The organism is Conexibacter stalactiti (genome assembly GCF_033542075.1).
Classification (GTDB): domain Bacteria; phylum Actinomycetota; class Thermoleophilia; order Solirubrobacterales; family Solirubrobacteraceae; genus Conexibacter; species Conexibacter stalactiti.
Genome location: NZ_JAWSTH010000024.1, coordinates 25,075 through 38,006, shown reverse-complemented (window position 1 = coordinate 38,006; position 12,932 = coordinate 25,075). Strand labels below are relative to the sequence as shown.

Below are 12,932 nucleotides of genomic sequence, written 5' to 3'. Positions count from 1 at the left end.
CACATGAGTAGGATCGCGCCATGACGCTCGATCCCCACCTGCCCGTGCTCGTCGGTCTCGGCGAGGCCGTCCGCCGGCCCGGCGACGACGGGCCGACCGAGCCGGCGGCCCTGATGGCCGAGGCGGTGCGCGCCGCCGTCGCCGACGCCGGAGCCGGCGATGCGCTGCTGCGCCGCGTCGGCGCGCTCGGCGCCGTGCCCGCGGCGGCGTGGGGCGACGGCGACCCCGGCCGGCGCGTCGGCGAGCTGCTCGGCCTCGACGCCGCGCTGCCGACGCTGCGCTCCAGTATGCAGGGCGGCAACGGGCCGCAACTGCTCGTCAACACCTTGGGTGCACGGATCCAGTCCGGTCAGCTCGACGCCGCGATCGTCTGCGGCGCCGAGGCGCTCAGCACCGTCGCGCGCCTCGCCAAGGAGGGCCGCCAGCCCGACTGGCCGGCCGCCGACCCCGCGCGCCGCGCCGGCGAGGTGCTGGAGGAGGATCGCGCCGCCGCCACGGACGCCGAGACGGCCGTCGGCATGATCGCGCCGATCATGGCCTATCCGCTGATCGAGAACGCGATCCGCGCCGCTGCCGGTCGCAGCGCCGACGAGCAGCTCGACCTGATCGCGGGACTGTGGTCGTGCTTCAGCAGAGTCGCCGCCGACCAGCCGGCCGCGTGGGCGCCGCGGGCCTACGACGCCGCCGCGCTGCGCACGCCGACGCCGGACAACCGGCAGGTCACGCTGCCCTACACGAAGCTGCTCAACGCGAACATCCAGGTCGACCAGGGCGCCGCCCTGCTGCTGTGCGCGGCTGGCGTCGCCGACGCGCTCGGCATCCCGCGCGAGCGCTGGGTCTTCCTCCACGCCGGCGCGCGCGCGACCGACGAGTGGTTTCTCTCCGAGCGGCGCGAGCTGCACCGCTCACCCGCGATCCGCGCCTGCGGACAGGCGCTCTTCGAGCACGCCGCGATCACCTCCGAGCAGCTCGGTCCGATCGACCTCTACTCCTGCTTCCCGGCCGCGGTGCAGCTCGCCGCGACCGAGCTGGAGCTGCCGCTCGACGACCCCGGCCGGCCGCTGACCTGCACCGGCGGGCTGACCTTCTTCGGCGGCCCCGGCAACAGCTACGCGACGCACGGCGCGATCGCCGTCGCGCTGCAGCTGCGCGACGCACCGGCCGGGGCGGTCGGGCTCAGCACCGCGCTCGGCTGGTACGCGACCAAGCACGCCCTCGGCCTCTACGGCAACGAGCCGCCGGCACGCCCGTTCGCGGCGCTGGAGCCGGTGCCCGACGCGCCCCCGCCGCGCACCGTGATCGCGCCCGCCGAGGTCACCGCGACGGCCGAGACCTGCACGCTGATCTACGGCCGCGACGGCGCTCCCGCCTACGGGATCCTCTTCGCGCTCACCGACGCCGGCGAACGCGCGCTGGCGAAGTCCGACGACCCCGCCGTGATGGCGGCGATGGCCGGCGACGACTTCCTCGGCGCGCGCGTCGCGCTGCACGCAGACCGCAGCTTCGACCTCGTCTAATCACAGGGAGCAGAGCGATGTCCGACAGCCCCTCCGTCCGCGTCGAGCGCCGCGGCGCCGTCCAGCTCGTCACGTTCGACCGGCCCGCGGTCCGCAACGCCTTCGACCTGGAGATGTCCAAGCTGGTCGCCGCCGCGATGGACGAGCTGGACGGTGACGACACGCTCTCGGTCGGCGTCGTGACCGGCGCCGACGGCTACTTCAGCGCCGGGATGGACCTGAAGGCGTTCGCGCGCGGTGAGTTCCCCGGCGTGCCCGTGCGCGGCTTCGCCGGCATCACGCAGAAGGCCTCCGACAAGCCGCTGATCGCCGCCGTCGAAGGGCCGGCGCTGGCCGGGGGCTTCGAGATCGCCGTCGCCTGCGACCTGATCGTCGCGGGGGAGAGCGCGATCTTCGGCGTGCCGGAGGTGCGGCGCGGCCTCGTCGCGCTCGCCGGCGGGCTGCGCCAGCTCGCGCGCCGCGTTCCGCGCGGGATCGCGAAGGAGCTGGCGCTGACCGGGCAGCCGATCGGCGCCGCGCGCGCCGCCGAGCTGGGGCTCGTCAACCGCGTCGTCGCCGACGGCGAGGCGCTCGACGCCGCGTTGGAGCTGGCCGCGACGATCGCCGCCAACGCGCCGCTGGCGCTGCGCGCGACGAAGCGGATCCTCGACGAGCAGGACGCCTGGGACGGCGACGACTTCTGGGCGCGCCAGGGCGAGATCGCCGGGCCCGTGATCATCAGCGCCGACGCGCGCGAGGGCGCGGTCGCCTTCGCCGAGAAGCGCGACCCCGTCTGGCAGGCGAGATGAACGTCGGCGACATCGGCCGCGGTGCGAAGGCGCTCGCCGACGCCGGGATCCTGACGCCCCGCCTCGGCGAGCTGGCGCAGCGCGTCAAGGCGCTGCGCGCCTACGGGCCGGGCCCCGCCGCCGGCTTCGCCGCCGCCGCGCGCATGCGGCCGCGGCAGCCCTACATCCACGACGAGCAGGGGACGCTCACCTTCGGCGAGGTCGACCGCCGCACCGACGCGATCGCGCAGGCGCTGCGCGCCGCCGGGATCGGACCGGGCGACGGCGTCGGGCTGCTCTGCCGCAACGGCCGCGCCTTCGTCGAGGGGCTGCTCGCCTGCGCCAAGCTCGGCGCGACGATCCTCTTCCTCAACACGGACTTCGCCGGCCCGCAGCTGCTCGACACGCTCGAACGCGAGCAGGGCGTCGCGCTGATCTCCGACGAGGAGTTCGACCGCCTGCTGCCCGACGGCGCGCTGCCGGGGCGGCGCTTCGTCGGCTACGGCGAGGGCGCTCCCGGGCGGCCGACGCTGGAGCAGCTGGCGGCCGGCGCCGCGACGCCGCTGCCGGCGCCGCCGCAGACGGCGAAGCTGGTGATCCTGACCTCCGGCACGACCGGCACGCCGAAGGGCGCCGCGCGCACCGGCGCGCCGCTCACGGCCGTCGCCGGGATCCTCGACCGGCTGCCGTTCCGCGCCGGCCAGGTCCACCACATCGCCGCGCCGCTGTTCCATGGCTGGGGGCTGCTGCACTTCACGCTCGGGCTGGCGCTGCCGACGACGATCGTGCTGCGGCGCCGCTTCGATCCGGAGGAGCTGCTGCGCGTGATCGAGGCGCACGACGTCGACGCCGTCGCGATGGTGCCGACGATGATGCAGCGCGTGCTCGCGCTGGAGCCGGACGTGCGCGCCCGCTACTCGCACGCATCGCTGAGCGCGCTCCCGCTGTCGGGCTCGGCGATTCCCGGCGACCTCGCGACGCGCGCGATGGACGCCTTCGGCGACGTCGTCTACAACTTCTACGGCTCGACCGAGACCGGTTGGGCGACGATCGCGACGCCGGCCGACCTGCGTGCCGCGCCCGGCACCGCCGGCACGCCGCCGATGGGCACCGAGCTGCGGCTGCTCGGCGACGACGACCGCCCGGTGCCGGCGGGGCAGACGGGGCGGATCTTCGTCTCCTCGCAGCTGCGGATGGACGGCTACACCGACCCCGGCCTGCGCAAGGCGATCGTCGACGGGCTGATGTCGACCGGTGACGTCGGCCACCTCGACGGCGGCGGCCGCCTGTTCGTCGACGGGCGCGACGACGACATGATCGTCTCCGGCGGCGAGAACGTCTTCCCGCGCGAGGTCGAGGACCTGCTCTCCGCCCATCCCGAGGTGCACGAGGCGGCCGTGATCGGCGTCGCCGACGACGAGTTCGGCCAGCGGCTGATGGCCTTCGTCGTGCTCGCCCCGGCGGCCGCGATCGACGGCGACGGGCTGCGCGAGCATGTCCGCGCCCATCTCGCGCGCTACAAGGTGCCGCGCGAGGTCGTGCTGCTGGAGGAGCTGCCGCGCAACCCGACCGGCAAGGTGCTCAAGCGCGAGCTGGCGGCGCGGGCACGCGGGGAGGAGACGGCGGGGTAGGCGGCGCGCGGGCCGCTCACCGCTCGCACGCCGCCGCGCGGTCGTGCAGCAGCACCCGCTCGCGCTCGTTGTCGCACTGCTCGGCGGCGCGCAGGAACTCCGCCCGCGCATCGGCCGCGCGGCCCAGTCTCGCGAGCAGGTCACCGCGCACGCTCGGCAGCAGGTGGTAGCCGCGCAGCGCCGGCTCCTCGGCGAGCGCGTCGACCAGCTCCAGCCCGGCCGCGGGCCCGAACGCCATCGCCACCGCGACAGCGCGGTTCAGCTCCACCACCGGGGAGCCGGTGAGCGCAGCGAGGCCGTCGTAGAGCGCGACGATCCGCGGCCAGTCGGTCTCCTCCATCGTGCGCGCGCGGGCGTGGCAGGCGGCGATCGCGGCCTGCAGCGTGTAGGGGCCGAGGCCGCCGCTGCTGAGCTGCTCCGCCCGCCGCAGCTCCGCCAGGCCGCGCTGCACGAGCAGGCCGTCCCAGCGGGCACGGTCCTGGTCGGCGAGCAGCACCGGCGCGCCGTCCGGCCCGACCCGCGCGCGCAGCCGCGACGCCTGCAGCTCGATCAGCGCCAGCAGCCCGTGCGCCTCCGCCTCGCGCGGCAGCAGCGCGGCGAGGATCCGGCCCAGCCGCAGCGCGTCCTGGCACAGCGCCGGCCGCGTCCAGTGCTCGCCGGCGGTCGCCGCGTAGCCCTCGTTGAAGATCAGGTAGATCACCTCGAGCACCGCCGAGAGGCGGTCGGCCAGCTCGTCGCGGCCGGGCACCTCGAACGGCACCTGCGCCTCCGACAGCGTGCGCTTGGCGCGCACGATCCGCTGCGCGACGGTGCTCTCGGCGGCGAGGAAGGCGCGCGCGATCTCCGGCGTCGAGAGGCCGCCGACCAGCCGCAGCGTCAACGCGACGCGCGCCTCTCGCGAGAGCACCGGATGGCAGGTCATGAAGACGAGCCGCAGGACGTCGTCCTCGACGTCGTCGATCTGCGCGACGAGGTCCGGCTGGTCGAGCTGCTGCAGCAGCTGCAGCTCGCGCCCGATCAGCTCCTGCTTGCGTTCGAGCGTCGTGCGGCGGCGCAGCGCGTCGATCCCGCGGTGCTTGGCGGTCGTCATCAGCCAGGCGCCCGGGTTGTCCGGGATGCCGGATTGCGGCCACTGCTCCAGCGCCGCCACGAGCGCGTCCTGCGCGAGGTCCTCGGCGATCGACACGTCGCGCACGACGCGCGTCAGCCCGGCGATCAGCCGGGCCGACTCGATCCGCCAGACGGCGTCGATCGCGCGATTGGTCGCCGACGCCGTCATCGCGGTCACTCCTGCGATGAGAGCTGCTGGTCGAGGCGCTCGTTGGCTTCGCGCAGCTCCGGCGTCACCGCGTCGCCGAAGTCGTCCATCTCGAAGACCTGGCGCAGCTCGATCTCGGTGCCGCCGTCGAACGGCGCGCGCTTCAGCCACTCGATCGCCTCCTCCTTCGAGGCGCACTGCCAGATCCAGTAGCCGGCGATCAGCTCCTTCGCCTCGGTGAAGGGGCCGTCGAGCACGGTCTGTCTGCCGCCGTCGAAGCGGACTCTGGCGCCGGCGGAGGTCGGGTGAAGGCCGTCGCCGCTCAGCATCACGCCGGCCTTGACGAGCTCCTCGTTGTACTTCGTCATCTCCTCCAGCTCCTTCGTGCTCGGCATCACGCCGGCCTCGGTGTCGGAGCTGCCGGGGACGATCACCATGAAACGCATTGCTGCCTCCTCGTTGTGGTCTGGGGTGCCTCTACTCACACGTCGAACGAGGCCGGGGCAAATCGACACGCCCGCGAGAAGATTCTTCCGCAGGCCGCGGAGGCGTACCCTGCGGCCGATGCGCTCACGTCTCCCGATCGCCGTCGCCATCGCGTTCCTGGTGCTGTCCGGAGCCTCCGCGGCGTCGGCCGGCGGGCAGGAGATCACCTTCTACCTCGGTCTCAGACGGCCCGAGGCGGCGGCTCGCGCCGCTGTCGCGGCGGTCGCCGACCCGGCCGCGGCGAGCTACCGCGGCTTCTCCACGGCGCGCGCGGTCGCCGCGCGCTACGGCGCCAGCGCGGCGACGGTCGCCGGCCTGCGGCGGTCCGCCCGCCGCCACGGGCTCGTCGTGCGCGTCGACCGCTCGCGTCTGTTCGCGCGGCTCAGCGGCGACGTGCGGCGGCTGGAGCGCGTCTTCGGCGTGAAGATCGTGCACTCCTACGACAACGACACGCTCTCCTACGGCTGGAGCGTCGCCGGCGGCAGGGCACTGCGGCTGCCGCGCGACATGCGCCCGCACGTGCGCGAGGTCGTCGCCTCGTACACGCGCTCGCAGCGCGGCGCGCCGGGGGCTGAGGCGAACGGGGCGGACGCGGCCGAGCCTGCTGGGGCGCGCGCGCCGCGCGGGACGACGGCCGCCGCGACCACCCTCGCGCCCGCCAACGCCGGCACCTGGAGCGGTGGCTGCGAGGCCGCGCGCAGAACCGGCGCGTACGCCTTCGCGCAGGTCCGCACCGCCTACGGCCTCGACGCGCTCGGCGCCGCGCCGGGCGGCGGCGGCGCCGTCGCGATCGTCAACGTCGGCGAGGGCGTCGCGGCAGAGGACGTCGCCGTCGGCGGCCGCTGCTTCGGCCTGCCGGAGCTGGCGACACGGACGTTGCGCAGCGACGGTCAGGCGAGACCGTTCGGGCGCGGATCGTTCGAGCCGCAGGAGGATCTCGCGCTCGTGCGCGGGATGGCGCCCGGCCTGCGCGCGGTCACCTTCGCGCAGGCATGGCTGGCGCCCGAGCTGTGGTTCCTGGCGCCGGCCGCGGTGCTCGCCGCGCCGTCGCTGCCGGACACGCTGTCGATCTCCTATGGGCAGTGCGAGCGGCAGATCCGCGCGCGCAGCGCGCCGCTCGCGGCACGCGCGGGGGCGGAGCTGCTCGACAGCGTGCTGGTGCGGCTGGGACTCGCGGGCGTCGGCGCCTTCGCCTCGGCCGGCGACTTCGGCTCGAGCTGCAACGGGCAGCCGTACGCGGGCGTCACCTGGCCGGCCTCTTCGCCGTTCCTGACCGCAGTCGGCGGCACGCGGCTGGTGCTCGACGCAGGCAACGCGCGCGTCGACGAGGTCGTCTGGAACGACCTCGCCTGGCTCGCCTCCGTCGACGGCGGCGGCGCCGGCGGCGGAGGGTTCTCGGCCGTCTCGGAGCGCCCGCCGTACCAGCGCGCGCTGACGGTGGCCGGCGCGCGCCGCGCCGTGCCCGACGTCGCCGCTCACGCCTCGATGCTGCCCGGCTGGCCGGTGAACATCTCGACCAACTGGGTGCAGGACGCCGGCACGAGCGCCTCGGCGCCGCTGCTGGCCGGCGCCTTCGCCGCGCTCAGCGCCCGCGAGCGGGCGGCCGGGCGGCCGCCGCTGGGCCCGGTCAACGGCCTCCTCTACGCGCTCGCGGCCCAGAGGCCCGCCACGCTCTTCGACGTCGTCTCCGGCGACAACCGCTACCTCGCGAAGGTGCCGGGCCGCCGCGCCGCACCCGGCTACGACCTCGCCAGCGGCCTCGGTGTCCCGCGCTTCGACGCGCTCGCTACCGCGCTGCCGGCGCCGGGACAGGGATAGGGTCGGCGCGTGCACGTCTTCCTCCACACCTTCTCCTTTCCCCGCCGCACGGCCGCGCTGGCGCGCCAGGCCGAGGCGTGGGGCTTCAGCGGGCTGCTGGTCGCCGACAGCCAGAACCTCAACGCCGACGTCTGGGTCGAGCTGGCGCTCGCGGCCGCCGCGACCGAGCGGATCCTGCTCGGCCCCGGCGTCACCAACCCCGCGACCCGCCACCCGGCCGTGACCGCCTCGGCCGCCGCGACGCTGCAGGAGGAGAGCGGCGGCCGCGCGCTGCTCGGCTTCGGCCGCGGCGACTCGGCGCTGACGCAGCTCGGCCGCGGACCGGTCCCCGCCGCCGCCTTCGAGCGCGCGCTGATCGAGCTGCAGGGGCTGCTGCGCGGCGAGCAGGTCGAGCTGGACGATGGCGCGCGCAGCCAGATCGGCTGGATCGCCGCATCCGAGCAGCCCAAGGTGCCGGTCGCCGTCGCCGCGACCGGGCCGCACGTGATCGCCAGCGGCGCCCGTCATGCCGAGGCGGTCGACTTCACCGTCGGCGCCGAGCCGGACCACCTGCGCTGGGCGATCGAGACGGCCCGCGCCGCGGCCGACGGCCGGCCGCTCTCGCTCGGCGCCTACGTCAACGTCGCCGTCCATTCCGATCCCGCGGCGGCGCGCGACCTCGTCCGCGGCAGCACCGCGATCCTCGCCCGCTTCGCCGCCGAGGGCGCGCCGACCGATGGCCTCTCCGACGTCACCAGACGCGGCATCGCGCAGCTCGCCGCCGACTACGACGAGGCGCGCCACGGCCAGGGCGCGGCGCCGGCGGCGCGGCAGATGGAAGACGCCTTCGTCGACCGCTTCGCCGTCTGCGGCACGGCGGAGCAGGTGCGCGAGCGGCTGCTGGAACTGCGCGCGCTGGGGCTCGACCGGGTCGTCGTCGTACCGGGCTCGCTCGACGCCGACCCGGCCGCCGTCACCGCCTCCAACGAGCGCTTCGCCGCCGACGTGCTGCCGGCGCTGCTGGAGGCGTAGGGAGGGGCAAGCGCCCGACGGACGCGCAATGCCCGATCGCGGCCCGCTGTCTTTCGCCGCTTGGACGAGCCTTTTCGCGCACGAATAGCCGCGCGGACATGAGCGTATATGTGCCAACGCGGTTACCGTCTCCTCAGACTCGCGACGGGACCAGGGTTCGCGAGTGACCACTGCTTGGGGGCTAGATGAGACGGTGCGCTTGGGCGACGGCAGCAGCTGTCGCCGCGAGTTTGACGTGGGCGTCGGCGCCTGCGGTCGCGGCAGGAATCGCCAGACCGCCGACGGCCGTTCGCGAGGTGACGGCGCAGCGAACTGCCACGTCGACCACGTGGCAGACGCGCGACGGCGGGCGCGTGACCCGGGTTTCGGCCGGGCCTGTGCGGTGGAAGGACGGTCGCGGCAGGTGGCGCGACTTCGACTTCGACCTGCGCAGCGGTGACGACGGCGTCGGGTACGCCGCCCAGGCAGGGCCTGCCGAGGTGACACTGCCGTCTGCGCTGGGAACCGGCGAGAGCGCCACGATCACCACCTCCCACGGCTCGGTGCAGACCTGGTTGGAAGGTGCGGACGCGCCTGCGTCGGCGCGAGACACGACGGCGACGTACCAAGACGCGCTGCCCGACGTGACCGTGAAGATGCGCGCGGTTGCCGAAGGACTGAAGGAAGACCTGGTGCTCGAGAGCGTCGCCGCCCCGACCGACTTTGCGTACAGAGTGCGGCTGTCGTCCGGGCTTGCTGCACGTGTGAACAGAGCCGGGACGGTCGAGATCGTCAAAGCCGGGCGTCCGGTGTTCACCATCCCGAGGCCTGTCGTCACCGATGCCGGCGGCTATGCGGCAGCGCCGCCCCGGTATCGGCTCGAGCGGCTCGCAGGTGACAGCTACCGCCTCTCCTACCGCGTCGACGAGCGATGGCTGCGTGAGCGCACGCGCGCGTGGCCTGTGACGGTCGATCCGACAGTCGTTCCCGTGATCGACGTCGATCCTGTCAGAACATGTCTGGTCACCTCGGTCGCCACGCTCGTCGGCGACCTCGCGCAGGAGTACGACAGACTCGCGCCGGACTGTGACAATCCCAATCGCCCGCGCCATGACATCGGCGGTGAGATCGGTACGGGATGGGACTACTCCGAGACCGGTGTGACAATTGAGTTCCCGTGGGTCTACACCGGCTTGCTGCAGATGAACGAGCTTGTCGACTCGGCTCACCTCGTGCTGTGGAAGGAGGCCGGAGGAGCTGGACAGACGAGCGGCTTGCGTGCGATCGCGGGTGAGGACTACGACGACCCAGCTAGAACGGTCATCGCGTCCGAGCAGGCTGCGAGAACCAGCGTCAGGTTCGACGTCACCGACATCGTGTGGCAGTGGCGCAGCTTCATGCTGGGCACCGGCGGCGGCTTCGCGCAAGAGCCGTTCTACGTCACCGAGAACGCCTACGCCAGCCTGCTGCTCGAGAGCAGCAGAATGACCTGGGAGGTCAGCTACAGCTGCATGTACGAACCGATCGACTGCGCTCACGGCTGGACGGGGATCGCGTCGTCAACTCACCCCGACCTCGCGAAGCGTCCGTACCTCGAGCTGACGATGCCGCCGCAGCATCCGCTGCTGGAGGTCGAGCCGTGGACGTCGTGGCAGCATGGCCGCGTCTCGATCGTCAACACGGGCGAGGCGCCGTTCGACGTCGACCGCGTCGAGATCCTCGAGGGCGATCTCACCTGGAGCGAAGTGAGCGATCCCGACGCGTGCAGCGGTACGGAGCTGGCGCCGAGAGACAACGCCTGCACGCTTGCGCTCGACGGGAGCAGAGGCGTGGTGCGCCTTTGGGAGGGTGGCGAGGCGCGTGACGTCGACGTCGACCTCGGCTCCTATCCGCCGACGCCGCTCGAGCTTCCCGACCCCGCCAGGGGCCCGTTCCTGCACGCGGAGCGAACGTCCGTCAACGAGCCCGTCATGATCATCGACTCCGGAGCGGAGCCGGCTGCGATCACCAACGTCGAGCTGGTCTACGGCAACCTGCAGTGGGCCGGCAGCGAGTCCGACTCGTGCACCGGTGCGACGGTCGCGGTCGGCGCCGGGTGCGAGCTCAGACTGGACGGCGGCATGGGGGTCGTGCGCTTTACGCTCGCTGGCGGGCACAGCCAGGACATGACGATCGATCTCGACGGTCTCGTGCCCGAAGCGCCGGCGCCCGACGCGGTCAACCAGTGGCCCGACGTCTGGATGTACCACCCGGACGGGGTCGACGGAGAGATCGACGTGGCACCGAGACCGACGGTCGCGACGGGCATCTTCACGCTCGTCGTCGCGGCGGAGGATCCCGAGGAGGTCCACTCGGTCAGTGCGACGATCGACGGAAATCCGTTGGGCACGTACACCGGGACGACCTGGAGAGGATGCAACAGACCGGACCGCTGCCTGCCCGACTGCGAGAGCCTCCTGTACGCCGATCCGACCAGAACGTGCATCGGCTGGTACTGGGACACGCCACACGGGTGGGCACGCTTCAGATTCGACTCGTCGAGATTGGCTGACGGCGTCCACACGATTCGTGCCGAGGTCACTGACCGTCAATTCGGCACGCTGTTGCCGGAACATACGGTGAGACAGGAATGGAAGGTCGTCGTCGACAACCACCCGCCGTTCGTGAACGTCTCGAACGGGCTCTACGACAGCCGCGGTCAGGATCGGCTCAAGTCCGGCACCGTGACGGTCTCCGCTGACGACGCCGGCAGCGGCGTCGCGTCGATCAAGCTGCTCGAGACGACAGGCGGTGGCACCACGCTGCTCGCTCAGAGCGATCGCGGTTGCGGTCCCGTCTGCGTGCCGACCGCGATGAGCGCCGACCTCACGGTCGATCCGATCGCGCGCGGCTGGGCGGACGGGCCGCACAGCATGCGCGTGGAAGTACGGGACGGCGGTGGATTCATGACGAGAACCGACTGGAGCGTCGAGTTCTACAGAGCCGCATGGCTCTATGGAGGACTTGACGATCAGGTCGACTTCGACGCGCTCAAACACGATCTGCGCACCCGTGCCGACTACGAGGCGTTGTGGGCGATGCTGAGGACGCCCGACAAGGCGCGCATCTTCGCCGAGAGCGACGAGGGCCTGTTCCGCGAGAGAAGCGACGCGGCCGTCTACGTCGTCCGCTCGAGCGTTCGCCATTGGGTGACCTCGCCGGCGGTCGCCGACGAGTTCGACCTCGACCTCAGCACGGTGCAGGTCGTTCCCGACGGGCTGCTGAGCATGCTTCCGCGCGGGGCCGACCTCGTCTCGGCTGGCGTTCCCGGGGCGTTCGACCCGGCGCCGTCGAGCGACTTCATCATGTCGGAGCAGGCGACGAAGACAGCGTACTTCTGGATGAGAGGTGGGAGACGCGTTCCCTTCGCGAGAGCCGACTATCTCGCTCTCGGCCTCACTCCACCGAGTGCGTCGTTCGCGGCTGTCGCTCCTGCTGCCGCACCGCCGGTCTTCGAGCCTCCGACGTCACGAGCGACGTACACCCCCAACAACCGTGTGTTCTTCGAGACGGATCCGCTCGGCGGTCCCTGGCTCAGAGGGACGGCGACGTACTCTTCGATCAGAGGCCAGAGCAGTCTCTACTGGCAGAGCCAATTCCCGGACACGATGCCGCTGCTCAGATATACCGTCGGTGCAACGCCTCTGCGGATGGACGCGTACCTCTTCTCCGTCCGTACGGGTCGACAGCTGACCTACTATCGCGCCCACAGAATCGTTCCTGCCTGGTGGGAGCTTCATTCGAAGATTCCGAGACTCCGCACGGGCGTCGGCTACCAGCTCCAGATCGATCGGAGGCTTAGCATGCGCGTCGGAGGCGCTTCCGTGACAGCCGTGATCCAGACCAACCATCGTTTCGTGTTGGCGCTCGTATGAACCCCGACCGTCAGCGCCCGCTGGAGGAGGACCCGAACCCCGCCTACCGGCTGGGGGAGGACGGCCGTGTGCCGACCGCGCTGCCGGCGGCGCTCGCGGGGCCAGCAGCGGCGGCGTTCGCCGATCTGGCCGAGTCAGGGCCTTCGCCGCGCCGCTTCGAGCTTGCCTTCCTGCCCGTGCTCGACGACGCCCGCTACGGCGTCGTCTACGTCCGCGGCAGCGGCGGGACGCTCTACTTCGGCTTCGGGATCGACCTGGAGCTGCGCGGCGCGGCGCTGACGGTGGAGCTGGCGTGGCGGCTGCAGGAGGGCTACGACGAGCTGCCAGGAGTGCCGGGGCCGCTGCACCCCATGTGCTCCCCAGGGCACGGTCACCCGGCTGAGGCGACGCTGACCGGCGACGAGGCATGGTGGGTGTGCCCCGAGACGGGCACGCCGCTCGCGCGGATCGGCGAGTACCGCGCTCCGGCGGGTGACTGAAGGCGACGGGCCGCGTGAACGCACGGCGCCCGCGCTGCCCGAAAGGGGCGGCGCGGGCGCGGGTGCGGTGGT

The 12,932-nt window shown here is 72.9% G+C and carries 9 protein-coding genes; 7 read left to right on the top strand and 2 right to left on the bottom strand.

What is annotated here, in order from left to right; genetic code table 11:
• Positions 1 to 20 precede the first annotated feature (20 nt).
• The 3 genes from R7226_RS11255 to R7226_RS11245 are packed head-to-tail and all read left to right on the top strand — an operon-like array spanning position 21 to position 3,915.
• Complete coding sequence (locus R7226_RS11255; protein WP_318597250.1) at positions 21 to 1,517, top strand: hypothetical protein; 1,497 nt, start codon at positions 21 to 23, stop codon at positions 1,515 to 1,517.
• 17 nt (positions 1,518 to 1,534) lie between these two features.
• A complete protein-coding gene (locus R7226_RS11250; RefSeq protein ID WP_318597249.1) occupies positions 1,535 to 2,305 on the top strand; it encodes a crotonase/enoyl-CoA hydratase family protein in 771 nt (256 codons plus the stop codon).
• Positions 2,302 to 3,915 carry an AMP-binding protein gene (locus R7226_RS11245; protein ID WP_318597248.1) on the top strand — a complete coding sequence of 538 codons (1,614 nt, stop codon included), beginning with the start codon at positions 2,302 to 2,304 and terminating at the stop codon, positions 3,913 to 3,915. Before R7226_RS11250 ends, R7226_RS11245 begins: the two co-directional genes overlap by 4 nt.
• A 16-nt stretch (positions 3,916 to 3,931) precedes the next feature.
• Here R7226_RS11245 and R7226_RS11240 read toward each other — a convergent pair whose 3' ends face one another.
• Together R7226_RS11240 and R7226_RS11235 are read right to left on the bottom strand one after the other, a co-directional pair.
• Complete coding sequence (locus tag R7226_RS11240) at positions 3,932 to 5,194, bottom strand: RNA polymerase sigma factor (RefSeq protein ID WP_318597276.1); 1,263 nt, start codon at positions 5,192 to 5,194, stop codon at positions 3,932 to 3,934.
• A gap of 5 nt (positions 5,195 to 5,199) precedes the next feature.
• The gene (locus tag R7226_RS11235) at positions 5,200 to 5,619 is read right to left on the bottom strand and encodes a YciI family protein (protein WP_318597247.1); all 420 of its coding nucleotides are present in this window, start codon (positions 5,617 to 5,619) and stop codon (positions 5,200 to 5,202) included.
• 118 nt (positions 5,620 to 5,737) lie between these two features.
• On the opposite strand from R7226_RS11235, the gene R7226_RS11230 reads away from it, so the two are divergent.
• From R7226_RS11230 to R7226_RS11215, 4 genes are all read left to right on the top strand, one after another.
• On the top strand, positions 5,738 to 7,477 hold the full coding sequence (locus tag R7226_RS11230) for a S53 family peptidase (protein WP_318597246.1): 1,740 nt from the start codon (positions 5,738 to 5,740) through the stop codon (positions 7,475 to 7,477).
• A 9-nt stretch (positions 7,478 to 7,486) separates the two neighbouring features.
• Positions 7,487 to 8,488 carry an LLM class flavin-dependent oxidoreductase gene (locus tag R7226_RS11225; RefSeq protein WP_318597245.1) on the top strand — a complete coding sequence of 334 codons (1,002 nt, stop codon included), beginning with the start codon at positions 7,487 to 7,489 and terminating at the stop codon, positions 8,486 to 8,488.
• A 353-nt stretch (positions 8,489 to 8,841) separates the two neighbouring features.
• A complete protein-coding gene (locus R7226_RS11220; RefSeq protein WP_318597244.1) occupies positions 8,842 to 12,381 on the top strand; it encodes a hypothetical protein in 3,540 nt (1,179 codons plus the stop codon).
• Entirely contained in the window at positions 12,378 to 12,860 is a 483-nt protein-coding gene (locus R7226_RS11215) for a hypothetical protein (protein ID WP_318597243.1), read from the top strand. The genes R7226_RS11220 and R7226_RS11215 overlap by 4 nt, the downstream gene beginning before the upstream one ends.
• The last annotated feature ends 72 nt before the right edge of the window (positions 12,861 to 12,932 follow it).

What these genes read in the sequence shown, in the direction of transcription:
- R7226_RS11255 (WP_318597250.1), top strand. Translation starts at nt 21, where the DNA reads ATGACGCTCGATCCCCACCTGCCCGTGCTCGTCGGTCTCGGCGAGGCC.
- R7226_RS11250 (WP_318597249.1), top strand. Translation starts at nt 1,535, where the DNA reads ATGTCCGACAGCCCCTCCGTCCGCGTCGAGCGCCGCGGCGCCGTCCAG.
- R7226_RS11245 (WP_318597248.1), top strand. Translation starts at nt 2,302, where the DNA reads ATGAACGTCGGCGACATCGGCCGCGGTGCGAAGGCGCTCGCCGACGCC.
- R7226_RS11240 (WP_318597276.1), bottom strand. Translation starts at nt 5,194, where the DNA reads ATGACGGCGTCGGCGACCAATCGCGCGATCGACGCCGTCTGGCGGATC.
- R7226_RS11235 (WP_318597247.1), bottom strand. Translation starts at nt 5,619, where the DNA reads ATGCGTTTCATGGTGATCGTCCCCGGCAGCTCCGACACCGAGGCCGGC.
- R7226_RS11230 (WP_318597246.1), top strand. Translation starts at nt 5,738, where the DNA reads ATGCGCTCACGTCTCCCGATCGCCGTCGCCATCGCGTTCCTGGTGCTG.
- R7226_RS11215 (WP_318597243.1), top strand. Translation starts at nt 12,378, where the DNA reads ATGAACCCCGACCGTCAGCGCCCGCTGGAGGAGGACCCGAACCCCGCC.